The 20,171-nt window shown below is 54.5% G+C and carries 19 protein-coding genes; 5 read left to right on the forward strand and 14 right to left on the reverse strand.

What is annotated here, in order from left to right:
- Positions 1 to 193 precede the first annotated feature (193 nt).
- Both ACSQ3O_RS27025 and ACSQ3O_RS27030 read right to left on the reverse strand, forming a co-directional pair.
- Positions 194 to 1,005, reverse strand: a protein-coding gene (locus ACSQ3O_RS27025; protein ID WP_436139520.1) for an IS5 family transposase whose coding sequence is annotated in 2 segments (ribosomal slippage) — positions 194 to 675 and positions 675 to 1,005 — 813 coding nt in all. Because the reading frame shifts where the segments join, the coding sequence is not laid out codon by codon here.
- A gap of 350 nt (positions 1,006 to 1,355) precedes the next feature.
- Positions 1,356 to 2,282 carry a LysR family transcriptional regulator gene (locus tag ACSQ3O_RS27030; protein ID WP_436141206.1) on the reverse strand — a complete coding sequence of 309 codons (927 nt, stop codon included), beginning with the start codon at positions 2,280 to 2,282 and terminating at the stop codon, positions 1,356 to 1,358.
- 124 nt (positions 2,283 to 2,406) lie between these two features.
- On the opposite strand from ACSQ3O_RS27030, the gene ACSQ3O_RS27035 reads away from it, so the two are divergent.
- From ACSQ3O_RS27035 to ACSQ3O_RS27045, 3 genes are all read left to right on the forward strand, one after another.
- The gene (locus ACSQ3O_RS27035) at positions 2,407 to 3,471 is read left to right on the forward strand and encodes a YeiH family protein (protein WP_436141229.1); all 1,065 of its coding nucleotides are present in this window, start codon (positions 2,407 to 2,409) and stop codon (positions 3,469 to 3,471) included.
- A gap of 332 nt (positions 3,472 to 3,803) precedes the next feature.
- A complete protein-coding gene (locus ACSQ3O_RS27040) occupies positions 3,804 to 4,871 on the forward strand; it encodes a TauD/TfdA family dioxygenase (RefSeq protein WP_436141207.1) in 1,068 nt (355 codons plus the stop codon).
- An 11-nt stretch (positions 4,872 to 4,882) separates the two neighbouring features.
- Positions 4,883 to 5,851, forward strand: a complete 969-nt coding sequence (locus ACSQ3O_RS27045) for a tripartite tricarboxylate transporter substrate binding protein (protein ID WP_436141208.1) — start codon at positions 4,883 to 4,885, stop codon at positions 5,849 to 5,851.
- A gap of 118 nt (positions 5,852 to 5,969) precedes the next feature.
- Here ACSQ3O_RS27045 and ACSQ3O_RS27050 read toward each other — a convergent pair whose 3' ends face one another.
- Positions 5,970 to 7,025 (reverse strand): hypothetical protein, encoded by a 1,056-nt coding sequence (locus ACSQ3O_RS27050; RefSeq protein WP_436141209.1) that lies wholly within the window; start codon positions 7,023 to 7,025, stop codon positions 5,970 to 5,972.
- A gap of 421 nt (positions 7,026 to 7,446) precedes the next feature.
- Between ACSQ3O_RS27050 and istA the strand changes: the two genes are divergently transcribed.
- Positions 7,447 to 8,973 (forward strand): IS21 family transposase, encoded by a 1,527-nt coding sequence (gene istA / locus ACSQ3O_RS27055; protein ID WP_436141210.1) that lies wholly within the window; start codon positions 7,447 to 7,449, stop codon positions 8,971 to 8,973.
- On the forward strand, positions 8,966 to 9,751 hold the full coding sequence (gene istB / locus ACSQ3O_RS27060; RefSeq protein ID WP_024815605.1) for an IS21-like element helper ATPase IstB: 786 nt from the start codon (positions 8,966 to 8,968) through the stop codon (positions 9,749 to 9,751). The genes istA and istB overlap by 8 nt, the downstream gene beginning before the upstream one ends.
- A gap of 303 nt (positions 9,752 to 10,054) precedes the next feature.
- Here istB and ACSQ3O_RS27065 read toward each other — a convergent pair whose 3' ends face one another.
- The 11 genes from ACSQ3O_RS27065 to ACSQ3O_RS27115 form a co-directional block, all read right to left on the reverse strand.
- Positions 10,055 to 10,351, reverse strand: coding sequence for a hypothetical protein (locus tag ACSQ3O_RS27065; RefSeq protein WP_436141211.1), 297 nt, complete (start codon positions 10,349 to 10,351; stop codon positions 10,055 to 10,057).
- 263 nt (positions 10,352 to 10,614) lie between these two features.
- Entirely contained in the window at positions 10,615 to 10,920 is a 306-nt protein-coding gene (locus tag ACSQ3O_RS27070; protein ID WP_436141212.1) for an H-NS histone family protein, read from the reverse strand.
- Positions 10,917 to 11,282 (reverse strand): hypothetical protein, encoded by a 366-nt coding sequence (locus ACSQ3O_RS27075; protein WP_436141213.1) that lies wholly within the window; start codon positions 11,280 to 11,282, stop codon positions 10,917 to 10,919. Before ACSQ3O_RS27075 ends, ACSQ3O_RS27070 begins: the two co-directional genes overlap by 4 nt.
- Before the next feature lie 15 nt (positions 11,283 to 11,297).
- Positions 11,298 to 12,548: an LPD7 domain-containing protein gene (locus ACSQ3O_RS27080; RefSeq protein WP_436141214.1), complete on the reverse strand. Its 1,251-nt coding sequence runs from the start codon at positions 12,546 to 12,548 to the stop codon at positions 11,298 to 11,300.
- 30 nt (positions 12,549 to 12,578) lie between these two features.
- A complete protein-coding gene (locus ACSQ3O_RS27085) occupies positions 12,579 to 14,558 on the reverse strand; it encodes a type IV secretory system conjugative DNA transfer family protein (RefSeq protein ID WP_436141215.1) in 1,980 nt (659 codons plus the stop codon).
- Entirely contained in the window at positions 14,524 to 15,579 is a 1,056-nt protein-coding gene (virB11, locus tag ACSQ3O_RS27090) for a P-type DNA transfer ATPase VirB11 (protein WP_436141216.1), read from the reverse strand. The genes ACSQ3O_RS27085 and virB11 overlap by 35 nt, the downstream gene beginning before the upstream one ends.
- Positions 15,580 to 15,582: 3 nt before the next feature.
- The gene (virB10, locus tag ACSQ3O_RS27095; RefSeq protein WP_436141217.1) at positions 15,583 to 16,869 is read right to left on the reverse strand and encodes a type IV secretion system protein VirB10; all 1,287 of its coding nucleotides are present in this window, start codon (positions 16,867 to 16,869) and stop codon (positions 15,583 to 15,585) included.
- Positions 16,870 to 17,712, reverse strand: a complete 843-nt coding sequence (virB9, locus tag ACSQ3O_RS27100; RefSeq protein ID WP_436141218.1) for a P-type conjugative transfer protein VirB9 — start codon at positions 17,710 to 17,712, stop codon at positions 16,870 to 16,872.
- 8 nt (positions 17,713 to 17,720) lie between these two features.
- Positions 17,721 to 18,530, reverse strand: coding sequence for a virB8 family protein (locus tag ACSQ3O_RS27105; protein WP_436141219.1), 810 nt, complete (start codon positions 18,528 to 18,530; stop codon positions 17,721 to 17,723).
- The gene (locus tag ACSQ3O_RS27110) at positions 18,527 to 18,925 is read right to left on the reverse strand and encodes a hypothetical protein (RefSeq protein WP_436141220.1); all 399 of its coding nucleotides are present in this window, start codon (positions 18,923 to 18,925) and stop codon (positions 18,527 to 18,529) included. The genes ACSQ3O_RS27105 and ACSQ3O_RS27110 overlap by 4 nt, the downstream gene beginning before the upstream one ends.
- Positions 18,926 to 18,969: 44 nt before the next feature.
- Positions 18,970 to 20,025 carry a type IV secretion system protein gene (locus tag ACSQ3O_RS27115; protein ID WP_436141221.1) on the reverse strand — a complete coding sequence of 352 codons (1,056 nt, stop codon included), beginning with the start codon at positions 20,023 to 20,025 and terminating at the stop codon, positions 18,970 to 18,972.
- Between the last annotated feature and the right edge of the window lie 146 nt (positions 20,026 to 20,171).

Consider the following 20,171-nt stretch of genomic DNA (forward strand, 5'->3'; position numbering starts at 1 on the left):
TCCCTGCCCAATATTTAGGCAAGGCAAGTAAAACACCTGGGTCAGTTTTGAAGCGGCACATGCCCTCTAAGTGGGTCAGTTTTCAGTCGGCGGCAACACTTCAGCCGTCCATCGCGTGGGTTGGATCAGCAACTGAGCTAGACATCATGGTCGTCGCCCGGCTGGTGTTGGCGACACAATACTCTAAGAGCGGCTAACAAAACGGAAGAAGATTGCGAATGCAGATGATGCAGCAAGCTAGGGAAAGCAGGGCCACATGAACGTCGATGCGGCGCTCGAAGCGGGTGCGCAGCTTGCCAAAGGCAGCGAGCCAGGCATGGGTGCGCTCGACAACCCACCGATGGCGCCCGAGCCGGTCATTGCGCTCGATGCCTTTGCGGGCGATGCGATCCTGGATGCCTCGGCGCTTGAGGTGGGCACGGCACCGAGGGTAGTCATAGCCTTTGTCCGCATGCAGCTTCTCGGGCCAGCGGCGGCGCCTGCCGCGCTTGCCGCCCACCGCTGGCAATGCGTCAACCAGCTCATCGAACACCACCGAGTCATGGCGGTTGGCTCCGGTGACGCAAAAGATCAGCGGGATGCCCTGGCGGTCCGTGATGATGTGGCGCTTGCTGCCGAGTTTGCCCCGGTCCGTGGGGTTGGGGCCCGTGTACGGGCCCCCCGGGGGCTGGGCACGCTGGCCCCATCCACGCTGGCGCGGCTGAAGTCAAGTTTGTCTGCACTGCGCAGTTCGTCCAGTAACGCCAGATGCAGACGGTGCCACACACCGGCGGCCTGCCAGTCACGCAGTCGTCTCCAGCAGGTCATGCCACTGCCAAAGCCCAGTTCCTGGGGCAGGTGCTCCCAAGGCGTGCCCGTGCGCAGCACGAACAGGATGCCATTCAAGGCCAGCTCATCACTCAGTCGCGGCCTGCCGCCCTTGGGCGAGGGTTTCGCGGTCGGCAGCAACGGCTCAAGCCTTTTGTACAGCGCCGCGCTGATTTCTTTGTTCCTGTTTTTTCCCATGCCGTATCAAACGCACATCGGGCATTGGGCGATGACAGGCTTTTGTTAGCCGCTCTAAAGCGGTTGCAACATTGCCGGGCGAACCGGTGGGGTGCGGGAGATCGTGATGTTCTGTTTCGCTAAGAGTTTGCGCCCTATATCGTCACAACCCGCTTCGTTGCCGACCCTGGGTGTCGCCATGGGCCTGCATGTGGGTTGCGTGAAAGCCCGGTTCGCGTATCAGTTCTGCTTTATCCCTCCGGTCCAGCTGAAGAAGAAGATATGTCGGTCTGCAGCGACTGCGCAATCGCCGGCGTTCTATGTGACACCGAGGCCTGGCGCAGACGAAATAGATCTATGCCCCCAGTTGCTCAGCTTGCGTTGTGTTGCTTGGCTGCACTGCAGTGCGCCAGAAAGTCCGTGGTCGCACGGCCCAGCCGCTTCTCGCGGTGCAGAACGATGGCGAGCTTGCGGCTTGCCCTGGGCAAGCGAGTTTGCAGTTCGACCAAGTGTCCGTCTGCCACGCTTTGCTCGACGGCGTAGCGAGATAGGCAGCCGAGGCCATCGCTGGTCGCCACCACACGCTTGATCGCTTCGGTACTGCCGAGCTCAAAGCCGACGCGTACTTGCCCCAGGTTTGTTAGCAACCATTCATCCGTGATCTGGCGCGTGCCGGAACCGTGCTCCCGCAGCACCCAGGTGGCATCGGCCAACTGTAGGGGCGTTGCGCAGCGATTCGCCAGTGAATGGCCCGGTGCGGCAACGATCACCATTTCGTCATCCAGCCAGGGCCTCACGACCAAATCGGAGTGCGTTTGCGACCCCTCAACAAAGCCGACATCGACGTCCAAAGCAGCTACTGCGGCTATCACTTCGCTGGTATTGCCTATGCGCAGATGGATCTGGCTCTTGGGGTGTCGTTGTGTCCATTGCGTCACCAAGCCCGGTAACAGGTATTCGCCGATCGTAAAGCTAGCCGCCACCCGTAAAGGTGCAGCGTGCTCGTCCGTGAACAGGGCTTGCACTTCGGCCGCTTGCTCGACCAAAGCTTGGGCCTTGGGCAATAACGCGCGGCCGTTCTCGTTGAGCAGCAGGCGCCGGCCGATGCGGTCGAACAGCTCCTCCCCGAGCACGGCCTCAAGTTCGGCCAGTGAGGTGCTGGCCGCTGATTGCGAACGTGCGATCCGGTCAGCTGCCGCACGCGTGCTACCGCTGCGTGCTGTGGCCAGAAAAACTTCGAGCTGACGCAGGTTGAGACGCAGGCGTTGAAAGGAATGCTGATTGGATTTATCGATCATCGTTACCAATATTATTGGCTTTTTTATTTTATAACTTTTACCTATTATTAAATTCATTGAGGGTCATGACCCTCCCACGCGTACTCCAGGCGCTGTTTGAAGAGGCTTTCCTGTGTTCAATTTCCTGTTGTCAACGCCAGCCGTCGACACGACCCACCCCACTGGCTTGCCGCAACAGCTACTCCCCGGTGTCGCCCTGTCTTGCGTGATTGCGATGGCCGCCACCTTGGTGTCCACTTTGCACGGCGGGCCCCAATTTTTCTATGCGCTGTTCTTTGGCATGGCTTTTCATTACCTCAGCCATGACGTCAAAACCATACCCGGCATCGAGTTTTGTTCGCGCACCGTGCTGCGACTGGGCGTCGGCCTGCTCGGTGCACGGATCACGGCGAGTCAAATTGCTGGTCTGGGCTGGAGCACTGCGGCCATTGTCATCGCTGCAGTCGTGACCACGCTGCTGTGTGGGGTGCTGCTGGGACGTCGTTTGGGCATGAATCGCGCGGAATCGGTGCTCTCCGGTGGTGCGGTCGCTATCTGCGGCGCGTCGGCGGCTCTGGCGATATCGGCCGTGTTGCCGCGCACCAAAGAAAGCGAGCGCTTCACTCTGATGGTAGTGGTAACTGTAACCGTGCTGTCTACCCTGGCCATGGTGATATATCCGCTGGTTGCCAAGCTGCTACATCTGCCGCCCGAGTTGGCGGGCCTTTTCCTGGGGGGAACGATCCACGACGTGGCGCAGGTGGTGGGCGCCGGTTACATGCTGAACCCGGAAACCGGCGACTACGCCACCATCGTGAAGCTGTTCCGCGTGTCTATGCTGGCCGTGGTTGTGATCGTGGTGTCCAGCATCTTCAAGCAGCAGCGTGCAGCGAGCGAAAGCGCTTGCGTTGGGGCCAAGAAGCAGCCCCTGGTGCCCTGGTTTTTGTGGGTATTCGTGGCCCTGGTCATTATCAACTCCGTCGGCGGCGTGCCGGCGGCAGTGCAAACTGGCCTCAATGACGTCTCCCGTGCGTGCTTGGTCGTCGCCATTGCAGCGCTGGGCGTCAAGACTTCATTCAATCAACTGGCCCGCGCTGGCTGGCGGCCCTTTGCTCTGCTGCTTGTCGAGACACTGTGGATGGCCGGCTTTGTTTTGGCAGCCATATATTCAGCTCCGATGAACCTGGTTTCAGTAGCGATATATCGATGAGTCCTATTAACCAAAAAATCCCAGCTTATCATTAAATACGTAGTCACCTGAGAGACATTGGCTCAGCACAATATCGACGAAACTAATATTAATGAAAGGAGTTTTTATTTCGCGCGTTAATTAATTTACAGAGAGCTATTTATTTAATAACAATATAAATCCAAAGCCGCTCTCGCCGCAAGCTGAACGCACGCGGCTCTATTAGCGATTGAGGCGGCATTTTCATTTCCATATTATATGACTTCATTTCTATTAATTGCGTGCCTGATGGGTTTTCTGGGTTTTTAGGTTTCTCGGCTACATCCTCAATAAGATTATATCAAGGAGACAATATGACAACAACAGTAACCACGCAGCAAGCGCTTCCAACTTACCAGAATGAGCAAGCATGGTACGGGCCAGAAATGACGCGCCGAACGGATTGGACACATACCTTTACGCCACAAGAGGTCGAGGAAATTGACGCCGCCGTAGCTCAAGCGGAGGCTACGGGGAAAGATATTTTGGAAATCGGAATCAAGGATTTTTCTCTTCCTCATCTTTCTAAAGTGCTATTGAAAGCGCGCAAGGAAACACTTTTGGGGCGAGGCTTCCAGCTACTGCGCGGCGTCCCTGTGGAGCGGTATACCTTGAGGCAATCGGCCATTGCCTATTGGGGAATAGGTCTGTACTTTGGGGATCCGGTCTCGCAGAACGCCAAAGGTCATGTACTTGGTCATGTGGCTAATCTGGGACTAAACTACGATGACCCGGAGGTTCGCGGCTATCAAACGAGCGCGCGACTGCGCTATCACACCGATGCCGGTGACTTGGTTGCCCTGCTGTGCTTACGCACGGCCAAATCTGGTGGTCTGTCCTCGATTGTCAGTTCGACCACCGTATGGAATGAACTGGTACGACGACGCCCTGATTGCGCACGCACATTGATGAATCAGTTCTACTACACCCGCTGGGGCGAAATTTCCAAGGGTGAGTTGCCATTCTGGTCAATACCGATATTTTCCCCTTACGACGGACGCATGCTTTCAACATACATCCCGCAGGGAATCCTCAAAGCCCAAGCGCTACCAGGGGTACCAGAGTTGACGGATGAGCAAAAGGAAGCCATGGCAGAACTGGATAAGCTGACAGCGGATCCATCCCTATACTTTGATATGGAGTTCAAGCCTGGCGATATTCAAGTGCTGTCGAACTACAGTACCTACCATTCACGTACAGCCTATGAAGATTGGCCGGAGATCAAAAATCGTAGGCACTTACTGCGTCTGTGGTTCGCATCTCCGGATGGCCCCGCATTACCCCAAGTCATGTACGATCGTTTCGGTACGTTGCCCAACGGACGCCCGGATGGTATTCGTGTCGCGGGCGTTTCTCTGGTCGCTCCATTGGATCCACAATAATGAATACGACCATGACGCGCTTCAAGTATTTCGTACTGGCTTCTTTGATCGTGATGGGACTTGTCCAACCACAAGTTCATGCGCAAGCGCCTGCGCCTGCGATGGGGCAACCTATCCGTATCGTGGTGCCATATGCCGCTGGCGGATTGGTTGATGCTACAGCCCGAATTGTGGCGCAACGCATGGGGCAGTCGCTTCATCAAGCTGTCATCATAGAGAACCGCGCTGGAGGCAATGCAAACATCGGGCCCACGGTAGTCATACAAGCTCCTGCGGATGGCCGTACTCTGCTGGCAACGGGTAACTTTTTCATCGCTAATCCATTGCTTGAGAATAACTTGGCATGGAATCCGAAGAAATTTGTACCCATTGGACGGTATGCAACTGCTATGTCTGCACTTGTGGTGCCAAAAAACTCCAAGGCCAATACAGTCGCAGAGCTTGTAACCTTGGCGAAAAACGGTCCGAGCTTACCCGTTGTCTACGCTGGCCCTGGCAACTCGCAAACCCTTACTCAGGAGGCTTTGCAGAAATTGGGGGGCTTCAAGTTTATGCCAGTGCAGTACCGCGGCGGTACGACCTATGTCACTGATCTGATGACAGGTAGACTCGAGGCGGGAGTCGTACCGCTGAACGTAGCTCAAGGCTTGATCAGGAACGGAGATGTGAAGGCACTAGCCATCGTAGCCTCCGAGCGTTCACTCTTATTTCCAAATGTGCCCACTCTGGCCGAAGCAGGTTTCGGCGATGCCACATTTGAAAGCTGGCTAGGTTTTCATGCCTTGCAAGGTACAGATCCTGAAATAATCAGCAGGATCGCCCGAGCGCTGGAAGAAACTATGCTTGATCCTGATGTACGCGCCAAACTAACCAATATGGGTGCTCTTTCTGCTTACTTACCAGCGGCAGAATTCGAAAGTTTTCTACAACTTAATAGGTTGCATACAGCGAATACTATGGGAATAAAATTACGGGATTGAATATAGTGCGGTTGGCGGTAGGTTAAAGGGGGAGCGCATCTGCTGACCTTAAAGGTTGGCAGGTGTTGCAATTCTTTTTAATAAGCTCCTTCTGCCGCCCACCCCACATTGAGAGTATTCACCCATATATCTCAGGAATCTGCGTTGGAATGCGCCCCAGCAGAGGAGCATTTTTCCGGGTCTGAAAATACTCGGACATCGTGATATACCAGTCGTCATCGCGTTTCGTGCGAAAGCGTGTATGTGCCTCAATTTCATCGATTGGCCAGAGGCTGCCTTTGTGATGCAACGCCTGGCATGCACGAAGCGATTCGAACGCATGTTTGAGTGAATATACAAGACTAACCTCCTCGCCATGCATGGAGAAAACGTACCCGTGTGGGCTGATATTAAAGCGATACACGTCCAGAGAGAGTGCACTGCGCTGGCGCATAAACTCAACAATTTTGTGTTCCTCTGCATACCACAACTGCGTTTCATTCAGAGACAACTGCAATAACAACCTATTCAAAGAGCTAGCAAACCAGGTAAAAGAGGAAAGCAGTGCCACGGCGCACGCTCTTGGCTCAAGCGAAAAAGGGGTTCTGAAATCGTTCAGGCCCACCTCATAGACAGGCTCTCCGTAGGCACGGGCATGGTTTCGTAGTGCAATCAGTTTGCCCGCGTACGCTCGCCATTGATCGAGGATCGCGCAACAAGGGCAATCGTCCGGTGACATAGTCAGTATCGGCTGCACGGGCCGGAAAGGACGATCTGCGTTTCGCCAAGGCAAGAGTGCTGTTTTCCGATGACCGCAAATTGCCCTAACCTGCTTTGACAGATAACGATTAATAGATTTTAAAATTCCGCAAGCGGCATCGAAATCGTGGTTCAGCGGAACGTACCGGTTCTGCCTGGCAAACGTATGCGTCCCCCAGCGCTCCGCCTTATTGCGGCGGCTGACAGTACATGGAACATCGGTGTCCAGCCATGACTCGGTTTTTGAGTGCTCAGTAGCTAGGCGCACCAAGCAACTGCAGATGGTCTTGTAATCACAGGGGCTCCACGGCTCTCCCCCCAATTGATCGGTGCGTATAAACTGCACTGGCCGAAATTGCTGCAGCCACTCTTCAATGCTCATGAACGCTTCTTCGCCGGCAACGAAGCCGCTCAATGCTTTGTCTGCAAAGTGCACGCCGCCAAATGGCTGGCGACAGTGGAGGCAAGCGAGGGGAACATCGAACCATCGTGGGTCAAACCCGGGCTTGCCGACTCTTTCACCGCAGTGCTCGCAAGCATCTAATAGCTCACACCCATGAAGAGGACACTTCCTGACGGTTGCGAGTTGAAAGAGCGGAGAGTGGAAGCACTCCCGAAGACATGATGGACAAAAACGGATGTACTCCACCTCCAACATTGCCCTGCCGTTGCTCGACCCGAAACAGTTGCCAAGCGATCGGGCATGAAAGTGTTTCCCAAAATCGCTCGTTGCGCTCATGTGTTGACGCCGACCGAAAACTGAGCCACTTTTTGGTGTGATGCCGACCTAAAACTGAGCCAGGTGTTTTACCTACCCTGCTGTTTTGTGCAGCAAGGGAATGAAGAGGGTGATCACCATGGACATGATTGGCAAGATACGGCGGATGCATCGCCGGGACAAGAAGACGAAGCGGGAGATATCGAGGGCCACGGGTCTGTCGCGCAACACGGTGGCCAAGTGGCTGGACGAGGCGCAGCCGGTCGAGCCCAAGTACCGCCGGGAGGCGGCGAAGGCGACCAAGCTGTCGGCGCACGAGGCGGAGCTCAAGCAAGCCTTGAAGGCCGATGCCAAGCGGCCCAAGAAGGAGCGGCGCACGGCCAAGGCCTTGTTCACGCAGATCAAGGCAGCGGGCTACGAAGGTGGCTACACGCGGGTGACGGACTTCATCCGCAAGTGGCGCCAAGGTGAAGGCCAACAGGCGGCCTGCAAGGCCTTCGTGCCATTGACCTTCGAGCTTGGCGAGGCCTTCCAGTTCGACTGGAGCGAAGACGGCTTGCTGGTGGGCGGGGTGTACTACCGCATGCAGGTCTCGCACATGAAGCTGTGTGCCAGTGGGGCCTTCTGGCTGGTGGCCTACCCCAGCCAAGGCCACGAGATGCTGTTCGATGCGCACACCCGCAGCTTTGCAGCGCTGGGTGGCGTGGCACGCCGTGGCATCTACGACAACATGAAGACGGCGGTCGACAAAGTCAAGAAGGGCAAAGGCCGCGTGGTCAATGCGCGCTTTGCAGCCATGTGCGCGCACTATCTGTTCGACCCTGATTTTTGCAACCGTGCCAGCGGCTGGGAGAAGGGGCGCGTGGAGAAGGATGTGCAAGACAGCCGCCGTCGCATCTGGGTGGAGGCGGGGCAACGGCGCTTTGGCAGCTTTACCGAGCTCAATGCGTGGCTGGGCGAGCGCTGCCGGGCTCTGTGGCGAGAGCTGCGCCACCCGCAGCACAAAGCGTTCAGCATCGCCGAGATGCTGGAGCTGGAGCAAAGCCACCTGATGCCGATGCCGGTGGCCTTTGATGGCTATGTTGAGAACCCGGCCAAGGTGAGCAGCACCTGCCTGGTGACGGTGGCGCGCAACCGCTACTCGGTGCCCTGCGAATGGGCGGGGCAAATGGTCAGCACACACCTGTACCCGGCGCAGATCGTGGTGGTGGCCGGCGATGCTATGGTGGCCACGCACGAGGGCCTGAGCGATCGCAACCAGACCCGCTACGACTGGCAGCATTACGTGCCGCTGATCGAGCGCAAGCCGGGCGCGCTGCGCAACGGCGCGCCCTTTGCAGACCTGCCCGAGCCATTGCAGCGCATGCGCAAAGGCTTGCTGCACCAGGAGGGCGGCGACAGGGTGATGGCGCAGGTACTGGCCGAGGTGCCCAAGCAAGGGCTGGACGCCGTGCTGGTGGCGGTGGAGTTGGCCCTGGAGAGTGCGCCGCCATCGGGGCGGGTGAGCACCGAGCACGTCATCAACGTGCTCGGCCGCCTGCAAGCGCAGCCCCTGCCCGAGACGGTTGCGACCAACCTGCAAGTGAGCCAGACACCCCTGGCCGACACGGCGCGCTATGACAGCCTGCGCGCTGGCAGCGACATGCAGGAGGCCGATCATGCGTGAGCTGGACAAGGAGTTCAAAGAGCTGCGCCTGTACGGCATGGCCGGGGCCTGGGAGGACCTGGTCAAGCAAGGCGGCCACGCCACGCTGGAGAGCTCGCGCTGGCTGCTGGAGCACCTGCTGCAAGCGGAAGTCACGGACAGAGCCATGCGCTCAGTGAGCTACCAGATGCACACGGCGAAGTTCCCCGTGCACCGCGACCTGGCGGGCTTCGACTTCGAATGCTCGCCCGTGGACAAAAAGCTCATCGAGCAGTTGGCCAGCATGGCGTTCACCGAGCAGGCGCACAACGTGGTGCTGGTGGGTGGCCCCGGCACGGGCAAGACGCATCTGGCCACGGCCATCGGCGTGGCGGGCATCACGCGCCATGGCTCACGCGTGCGGTTTTACTCCACGGTGGACCTGGTCAACGCACTGGAGCAGGAGAAGGCCCAAGGCAAGGCAGGCCGCATCGCAGCGAGCTTGCAGCGCATGGACCTGGTCATCCTTGATGAGCTGGGCTACCTGCCCTTCAGCCAGGCAGGCGGCGCCTTGCTGTTCCACCTGCTGAGCAAGCTCTACGAGCAGACCAGCGTGATGATCACCACCAACCTGGACTTCAAGGAATGGTCCAGCGTGTTCGGCGATGCCAAGATGACCACGGCACTGCTGGATCGACTCACGCACCACTGCCACATCGTCGAGACGGGCAACGAGTCCCACAGGTTCATGCACAGCACAGCCGTGGCCAAGAAACGCATCAAGGCACGCGAACAGGCCAAGAAGGCTGAGCCGTTCTGAGCGGTTCAAGGGCAAGCCGCTACGGGCTTCGCCCTGCGCGGCTTACCCTCAACGGACGACCACCGAGCTCGATCACCAAGGAGACCAAAACCGACCCAAGGCACTACACTTACCCACAGCCGACCTTCACAGGTTGGCCATTAGCCCTGGCTCAAAATTCAATCGGCACGGTGGCTCAATTTTGAATCGGCGCCAACAACTCTTGAAGATTTTTTACCTCGAAGAAAGCGTCTGCAAAGCGCTAAGTAATTGGAGTCAAAGGGATTTTTGCCGTCGAATTCTGATTCTGCACAAAAACAGAGGTCACCCCGGGGTGGACATAACCGACTCGAAAGCAAACGAGTGTCCGGCCTGCAACGCGGTAACACGCCGCGATTCCGCTAATTCAGCGGCTTTGATGTTGCGGGTTTGGTAGTCTGGAATCTGTGATTCCATACTTTTGGCGATGTCATCGGCATTGATGTACTCGCCTAAAAAACCCAGAGCAGGATTTTTGAGAACCTGGGCATTGATGGATGATTTACCGGAGCCATTCGGCCCCGCAAAAACAAACATCACCGGCGCAGATCCATCTTTCTGCGCATCGCCCGATTGACTCATCAGGCCCGCTTTTTTTTTGGCTCTTTGTCGGCGGGCTTGCCCGGTGCTGCATCACTGTGCGCCGTGGGGCCGGGGAAGGGATCTTTGGTGGATTGTGGAGCTGGGCTGCTGGCGTAGCCTTCAACGGGCAGGCCAGCGGCACGGGTGCGCGCAACAGCTTGGGCTACGCCCTTTCGAGCGTCGTCCACAAGTCCAGAGCCAAAAAAATAGCTGTCGAACTGTGTTGTCGTTGCCATGACGCGACCCCTTTTCAAGCCTTGATTTTACGCCTTGTTGGCGATTGCGAAGGGTTCGCGGTCTTTGCCTGCAATCCACGCTGGAGGCTTGCCGCGCCCGGACCAGGTGGTGCCGGTTGCGGGATCGCGATACTTCGGCTCGACCTTCGCTCGCTCGCGGCGCACGGGCCCCCGCGCTCCTGTTGGCAGGATTTCTTGAGCGGTTATGCCGTACTGATCCATGAGATCGCGGATCTGTTTTAGAGCCGCATCCAGTTCTTGCATGCGCGCTTCCTCGATCTTCTGATCCAGTTCGCTGCGCTGCTTCAACAGTTCGCTATAAGTTGAATTCATTGCTGTGGGGGAGATTCATACGTTGCGCCAGTTCGTGTAAATGTCCAAGTGGCGGGAGCAAGGACGAACCGCATAGTATGGACGCCTTCGCGCGCAATAAAGTCTCGTTCCAGTAAAGGGAGACTGTAGTAATCACCTATTTTTTCGGCTTTGATGGGTTCACCGGCAGTTGTGCTGAATAGATATTCCTGCCCCGCCCTGCCCTCAAATATTGTGCGTTGTGCATACACCCACGCTTTGGCCGTGCCGACATGTCCCGACGCCATGTAATGCGGGGTAGCCGTCATACCGGTGGAAAATTCTTCCGTTGCGCAACCGCCGAGCATGAGGGCAGTGAGGGTGATTAGGAGTGCTTGTTTCATGGTGGGGGCTTCTGCTTAACGTCCAAATTCTTTGTCGCGGTGGCGGCTTGCAGCCACCTCTTGTTGCCTGTTGCGGTCTTGGTTCCTGTCGGTGACGTTGATCTTTGGCACGTGGCCGCGCTCAATGGCATTGAGTGCGTTTTTGTTCAGGCGATCCATGACTACCTTGGCCTGTTCGACAGATAGCCGCTCTTGATCCACTTTGCGGCGTGCTGCCTCGACGCCCGCATACGCTCCCGCCAGTTCCGGGTACTTCTGCATCGCTGCTTCCGGTCGCTCGTTCTTGAAAGCATCCACCATCCCCTGTTCGTGGGTCTTTTTGCCCGTGACGGTGTTGACGTTTTCGCGTCCGCGAAACTCATCCTTGCTTTGGATTGCAGCGAGCCTCGCTTTGTCCGCGTCGGTGGGGGAGTAGCCGCGTACCTGCATGCCGCGTGCGGCCGCTTCCATCCACACTTCTCGTTTGAAGGTTTCGCTTCCTGTGACGCGAATCTCGTCCCAACCCCGCGCCTGGGCGATCCGTACCATGGAGTCGGCCACGGCGGCGCTGTTTGTCTGTGTCTCCAGCTTGCTGCCCCTATCGCGGAACGCGACTGCTTCCGGATTGCGCTGGAAATGGTACTTGTCCCCTACCTTGAGGTATTTCGCAGCCACCTCTTGAGGAACTATCGGCTTACGGTCATCTTCCGCTGGGCTGAAAACTTCATCCGACTGGACTTCGTTGTCCCCGCCGTCCCTGCCCTGCCCCGTGCCTTGCTCCACCTTGCGTATGTCCTTAGAAATCGCATTCAAAGCCTCTTGGCGGTGCACCGCCAGTTCCTTCGCTGCAGTGTCCGTGTCGGCCTGGCGCCTGGCCGCAACCGCGCCTAGTGCTTCCGGGTCCAGCACAGTCCCCTTTCGCTCTTCCTTGAGCATCATGCGCCGGGTATTTTCATCGGGCGAAAGTCCATATTCGTTCAACAGCGCTTCCCCTTTGAGTGCCCCCCGGCTTTCCTTGCTGGCAAGGATGGAAGCCGCGTTTTTGTCGCCCACAGCGTCGGCCAGGCACTCCGTGTCCAAGTCTTTCAATCGAACTACCGACTTGCCATCCAACAGGAAATTCACGTTGTAACGGTGGTGCCCGTACTTTTCAACGTGCTCATAACGAATTGCCGTCGCTGGTTGATCGTTAATTTGCATGATGCCGAAAGCAGGACTGTGCTTATATAACTCTTCATCCTCTTTCGGGGAGTTTTCGGGGTTAATTTTGATTTGATCTTGTGACATATAAATTCCATTGTCATAATCGAACGAATTCTAAATTAAGAATCCCTGTTCCCGGCTTATTCTGTCTGCATATTCGTGTAACTTCTCTATGGTGCGTTCGCCTTCTGGAGGCGGTTTGATGCTTGATAAATCAAGTGCGAAATTAATCTCAGAAATACGCGGATAGTCATCAGGAATAAATGCGCGATGGAGATTAGTACTGCTGCTTACCTGCTCAATTGATCCTTCAGCAGAAGCAATTACATCTTGATATTCATTTATGCTAAGCAGTGGAACGGGTGCCGCCAGTTCACCAGCACGCATTGCATCGTCCATCTCTTTCTTAGTGGGCAATCTTCCCCCAATAGTACTCAATGATGGTGAAACTTCCTTGAGTCTATCCATGAATTTCGCGTCCGCGAAATATCGAACCTTTTTGGCTTGAATGGGGAGGACGTTTTCCAAAACGATCAATTCTGCATCCTCACCCAAAGAGGTTATTTCTTGAGGAAGAAGTAACGCGCGACGTTGATCGCTGACGCTCTCCGATGAATTGCGGCGCTTGAATATTTCAGTGTTTCGGGACTTCGATGCGCTCTTAGTAGTTGTATAGCCTAACCATTCGGAAATATCGCGTGCAGATTCAGTTTCGGATGCTTTTGGCGGAAATACTATGTTGAGGGCGTGATTGGTGCGGAAAGTTTCAGCGGCTTCGCGGCCATAAACGTCCGTGAGTTGCGCCGGGCTTTGAATGATGGGCATCATTCGCAATCCGTAGCCTGCAATAAAGCTAATTCCCTTGCTCAAAATGTTGACTTTGCCCATGGACGTGAATTCGTCCATCAGGAGAAGGCACGTATATTTCAAATCGGGATTTTGTGAGGGGAGTTCCCGAGTATTTAAATCTACAAGCTGTTGAAAGAACAGATTGATGAGCGGTGCCATACGCTCAAGGTTGTCAGGGGTGATGCCAATGAAAATTGACATCTTGCGCTTGCGAAGGTCTCGCAAGTCGAAATCGTTATCGCTGGTTGCAGCGTCAATGGCCGGGTTCATCCACAATTCAAGCCTCGACCGGAACGAGGTCATGATCCCGCTGCGCGTGTTCTCGCTGGCGATGGATGTATAGCTTTGCAGGCCACGAACGCATGCACCCGAAAGACCTTTGCCACAATCCCTGCGGTCTTTCGCAGCCTTGTCAAAGTAGTCCTTTCCATCGCCATCGGTCAATGTCTCTCGCAGCACCTGACCCAGCGTTACGGGCTTGCCAGGTGACTCCAGCAAGAACAGAACGACCCCAAGAAACAGACTGCGCGGAGTTGCTGTCCAAATCGGGTCAGTGCCCTGCACATCCGGGAAGATCATGTTTGCGATCTTCTGGATATCGTCGATACGTTTACCGGGGTCTTCGCTGATGTAGCCCAAAGGGTTATATCGATGCGTTCGACCATCGCTTGCCCCAGGGTTGAACAAGTAGCAGCGCTGCCCGTACTTGCGTCGATAGCCGCTGGTGATATCCCAGTTTTCCCGCTTTATGTCCAGAACCACACAGCTTTCAGGCCAAGTGAGAAGGTTCGGGATGACGACCGAAACCCCCTTTCCTGAGCGAGTTGGCGCAGAGAGCAAAACATGTTGTGAGCCATCGAACATCAAGTAGCCGGAGCCTTTTTTGCCTACGATGATTCCCCTATTTCCCGTTAACCCTGCTTTCCGAATTTCTCGGGCCGATGCGAAACGAGCATCTCCGTGCAGGCTTTGTCGTGAGGGCTTAAGAAATAGTACCAGTGGTAGAAGCAGCGCGACGGTGCTAAATCCAGCTCCTGACCATAGCCATGTATTAATTCGCTTTTGCTCTCCGAAATACACCGCATATTGTATAAATGTAAGCGCATTAACCTTGTTGTAATCTCTCCCAACGCCAGCCAGAACCACGGCGCCTGCAAGATGCAGCCATACCAAAGTTATAACTATGGATACAAATATCCACAGTGCCGGTTTAAACCATTTGTGCGCGCTTAAATTCAGGGTCATAGAATATTTCTTTGACTTTCCAGCGGTCCATATACACCACAACGTCAATCGTCGTGTAAAGGCGTCTCTTAATGTCGTCAGTTTCGAGGTGGGCGCCAGTGCGGGAATCCTTGATGAAAGCCGTCAATTGTTCAAAGGTTTCCCACGCACCGTTTGCGTGCATGGTGCTAATGCTGCCTGGGTGCCCAGTGTTGATCGACTTCACGAATTCCCATGCTTCATCGCCACGTAATTCAGCGAGTAAAATCCTATCGGGTTTCATCCGCAGACACGAAGCTAGTGATTGTTTGGCGGTTACTTTTGATCCGCCTTCATCTTCACGGGCATAGAGCAAATGCACTTTATTTGGCACATCGTCCATAAACAATTCATGCACATCTTCGATGGTAACTAGTCGCTCAGTCTTAGGAATGGAGTGAATGAGACTGCGCGTTAATGTGGTTTTCCCCGAGCCAGTTTTGCCAACAATGAGTAAATTGCGCTTAGTCAAAACAACACGATGCAGAAATTCCCGTATGCGACGTTGCTTCTTTAATTCCAATAAATCTGTCTCAAACGGACGCAGCCCGTCGTTTGCATCTTCGACTTTCGAGAATGCGCCGCTTGCTTCCAGCTCGTCTAAAGTTTTGTCGGTCATGCTTGGCTTGCGGATCGTCATGGACACCGTATTCGCAAGACACGCCGGAGGAATAATGACTTGAACCCGTTCCCCATCGGGCAAGGCGGCAGACAAAATCGGTCGATCAATCGAAATGTCTTTTTCGTTGTAGGTCGCTATCAGTTGCCCAATGTGCATGCAACTTTGGTACGACATTTCAGGTGCTGCATGCCGCACCCAGCCCGAAGGCCCTTCTGTCCAAATCTCACCCGGCTTGTTGATCGCAACTTCGGTAACGTCACCCTGCAAGTGTTGGAAGATGGGCTTCAGATACGTGTCGAGCATGGCCCGGCGCACCAATCTTTCCCCTGTATGGGGCGTTGGCTGCGCGACCGCTGCGCTCGTGTTGTATGCGTCGAGCATGGGCTAGTGAACAGCTCGCAGGCCGTACACGTCGCTGAAATCCAAGTCGCGCGCCATGAGCACTTGAATGTGCTGCCCTTGGTTGACGATCAAGGTCGATGGAATTGCCGACTGTTCGCGCAGCATTGCGCTGACGATCTGCTCCCCGGATTGAACCGTGCCGCTATAGATGTTGGTCTGATCACCGCCATCACCTGGCTTTTTGGTACGGTTGTTGGCAACGATGTTCACCGTGTCCTTGAGGAAGCTGGTCATGATCGCCGCGCCAAATCGTTCCCAAAAGTGGTTGTCCACATAGCCACTGATACCGCTACGGCCCAAAGAATCAGTGCTCGGAGAGTTGAGGCTGACCACCACACCGGCGGGCGTTTTTGCCCTCGTCCAGAGCAGGAACATGCGGGCCTGGCCACGTTGCAGAGATCCGGCGTATTCACCGACCAGTTGGGTACCGCGATCCAGTAAGAGAACACGGCCGTTGTCGGAATACACGTCCCGTGTCAGGCGGCAAGTTGTCATCCCTGGAACGCTGGAATCAATGGCCGTTTCCAGGGCGCAATCGAGAGTTGCGCCCTTTGCAAGCAGGTAGTCACGACGCGGAAGCACAGTGGCTGAAACGGCTTCGGTGACCGTGGGTTTGAGGCGCTGCCCAAGGGAGTCCGCGCGGGCGCTGGACGTCACAATGCCGCCCTCGGGGCCTGCTTGATCAATGGGGTTGCCATCAGGGCCTATGAACGATGCGCCGCCCCCTTGACCCATCCCATGCATCCCGGCGCCCTGCCCCATCAACTGGGCCATCCGCTCTTGTTCAATCTGCTGTCTGCTCATCGGCCCCGAAGCCCTTGAGCCCGCGCCGCCGGCTGAGCTGCCACCTTGAGCCACCAGATTGCCAGACATTTTGCGTTTCCAAATATCGTCTTCCTCGTTCGCTTGGGCTACCTCAGCTTTTGGTGCAAGCGATGCCGGGGGTTCAGGAGGCGCCGGAACGATGAGTGCTGGCAAGCGGTTCGCGACCTTGCCGTCATCCCCCTTTTTGACTGGAGCCGACGGATTTCGATTCACGGCCACAATCGCCGCGACAGCGAGCAATGCCATGAATACATATCCTGCCGCTGTAATGAGCTTGTTACCGCCACGCTTTCGGTTGAGCGACGGCAGATCAGCATCGTCATCAAAGTCATCAGATGGCTGTCCCTGGCCGTTTTCACGCCCGCGAAACCCCTTGTCCTGGCCGCGCCACGCATCCTTGCGGTCATCGCCAGCGGCCACATGCTTGTCTTGATCCTGGCTCATTTAGTTGACCTCCTTGATTACACGTTCCACATCAGGAGCGACAGTCCCTGTTAAATTATTTGCCCCTCCGCTACCGTCATAGGTTTTATTCCAAACGCTAGCCACAAAATCACCTTTCCGAAGCGTGAACTTCTCGGCCAATCGATGCAACACGATCGTATTTCCGCTAGTCACATGGGTGTTTACCAAGGATTCCTTGCCGGATTCATCGGTTTCGTAAACCGCAGGCATTTCCGCATTGTTGTTGAAAATTAGATAAACAAAGCGACCGTCATCGTATGCGCCATTCGGGCTGATCTCCTGACTTCCAGCCACCCAATAATCCATGTTGTGACCCGTGCGGGACGGTGCGCGTGTCAGTCGATTTTTAATATCTTCTCGTTTTACTTTATCCGCTTCTGCTTTGGCGCGTGCATTTGCATTTGCATCGTCGTCGTCTGAATAACGGAAAGAAAGAGAATAAATCAGATCGCGATTCGCCCATGCCGCCTTTTGATTTTTTTCGTTCAAAACTACGGCAACAAATTGATAAATTCTTTTGTTCGTGACGACGGTAATGTTGGTGTCGCCCTCTTTTGCTGTGGGCTTTATAAACATATTGTTCCCACGTGGAATGACTTTCCAGGCAAGATCATCACCAACTGCCACGTCTTTGATCTGTTCAGTTTCGCTAAATTTGATATGCGTTGAAACCCCAAAGAAGGTATTCAAGCGCACAACATTTCTTGGGTTGTAGGTGACGACCCGAATGCGAGCGTCCGCCGCCCCAGGTTCCGGTATCGTTTCTGCAATTGCACCGCATAGCAGCGTTGCCGATAGGCAAGCGATCAGTAGTTCTTTCATTCAATCCCTCAATTTGTGATAGCTGCGCTCGCGGGAGTCGCAGGCGCCGCCACTTCGGTAGCCAGATCAGAGAGAGACGCCAATGGCGACACGCTTGGCTCTGGCGGTTTATAGGCCTGGCGCTCAACGGCTGTAAGGGATTCAGGGTCAGTCCGATAGTCTGTGACTTGATAGCCAAGCGGATTAACTGCCCGGTCAGCATCAGACATAGGTGCTCCTACATATTTGAATGTGACTGTGGATGCCCAGTGCGAGAGTTCCGGCTTATCGGGGCCGCGAACGACTTCTTTCACGAAACGAACGAGCGCAACATTCGGTTTAATGAAAGATGTTGACTTGATGGTGATATTGACTTTGGCATATTTGCCATAAACTACCAAAGGGGATTGGGGATTCTTGGGGGTGAAATAATCAAAATACCGCTGCTGTTCAGTATTGCCGCTAAGAAGCCCGACCGCCTTGTAATTGACATCGGCCATTTCACGGAAATATCCTTCGCGTGCACGCACGTAGATTTGTGCAAAATACTTATTTACCGACTCGTTATAGGTGGTGTCGCCCCCCTTGAGGGTATGGACTACATCCACAACACCCGTAGTGTTGTCAACGCGAACCACAAAGGGTTCAACGGTCTTGAGTGGAACGAGCGCTGCAACAGCTCCTACACACAGACAGGCCAGAAACAGACTGACGCCAGCGACACGCCACGCGGTTTGACGCGACTTCTGTTCCATGTGCACTCTGTCTGTTTCCCATGACTGAACTTCGGACAGATATTTATCAATGTCAGATGCGGGCTTTGGTTTACGTTTAATCATTTTGTGTATTTGATAAATGCGAAGTCACGGTTATTTACGGTGTCTGGCTTATAAATGACTTCATAAATCCCACTGCCCTGCTTCCCGATTTCAAACAAAGCCTTGTCCAAAGTAACTTGGCGAAGATCGACGTTTACCAAGCCCTGTCTCAATTTTTCACCAGATGCCGGAAGAATGGTTAGCTGTGGTTGCACGTCCCGCAATGCTTCTATTGCGTGTTCAGGATCGCCTCGATATTTGAAATCAAATACCTTAGCTATCAAGGAAGAAGGAGGACGAAAGTCGGTTTTGTTGATTGGGCGATACTCGCCCGTGACAGCGGCAGGCGGCTTGGGAGCATTTGCGCACCCCGCAACTAAAACGACCAAGGAAATATAAATGATAGTTTTCTGCATAAATTTCAAGAAGTTAAGCCGTGTGATTTCGCGTCCGAGAAACTCTAGTTTTTGGCGACTGTGTTATTTCTTTCACCACGTACCCGTCGCGCTGCCGCTGCAGCAGCTCTTGCCGGGAGTGAGGGGTTATTAGCTGCCCATCGAGCGTTTACCGCAGCTTGGCGGCGCCTGCCTCGCCACTCTGAAAGGGACTTGCCAGACCCCAGCCGATAGGCCTGGCTTGATGCCCCTCTAATTTTTGCGTAAGCCCACCCAACTGATCCGAGTGTCGAAATGGCCGCACCGCCTGATATACCTGATGCGATAGACATGACCTGAAGCATCATCACAAAGCAGATGCCGCACATAATGACGACGAAAAATCCATCGCTGTAGGCTGGATCGCCACCCGAAGCATTTGTACCTGCACTTGTCACGCTTGTATCAATGTAGGTACCTACAATTTTAAGGATTGCTGCAGTAAGGATGATGACAAAGCAAAAATTCAAGCATTGAGCAATCCATGAATCAAAAAACTTTCTAGAACTTTCAAACATTGTGACTAGTATAAATATTGGACCAATTGCCAATAGAATCGCAAGAGCAATTTTTGCTAGTACGAAGAGAAACGCTGCATATCCTGTCATGAGCGCGCCTACGATTCTTATGATCCAAGCCATGAAAAATTGGCCTAGATCGGGGATGCCCAGTGCATTTGAATTATTGGAAGCAGCCGTGTTCCATATTTCTGCGTAACCCCAAATCTTCTCAAAAATTGAGTCCAGAAAATTCACTTTATCGCTTGGTTCGCCGCCCGCAATCATGGAGGCCAGCCTATCTGGCGATAGCCAGAGCCAGTCCACAAGAAATTGTGAATAGAGACCGAATGACAGAGCTATCCCGCAGATAACAGCCAATTTGACTATTCGAGTTACTCCGTCTGTTATGGGCTCACTGATGACGCCACGGATCATCGACCACCCCCAGAATAGAACGTAAATCATCAGTAGCGTCGTCGCAACTGGAGTGATTGCGCCGATTACGGTTGACGCGGTAGAACTTATAAAACCCTGTAGGGGGTCAGTGGTTGCTGATAGCAACTTTGAATAGAAGTCGCTCATAGATGTTTGGAATTATTTTGATCCACTTTGCCGTTTGCCGAATATTTCTTCCGGTGTCCGTAGCGTCCCAAGAGCGCCTGGTTTCCTTCGCATTACCTCATTTGTCTTGTGTGCCTTTTCATTCTGAACGTCAACACAAAATGGAT

It is taken from the genome of Acidovorax sp. LjRoot74, assembly GCF_964254355.1.
Classification (GTDB): domain Bacteria; phylum Pseudomonadota; class Gammaproteobacteria; order Burkholderiales; family Burkholderiaceae_C; genus Acidovorax.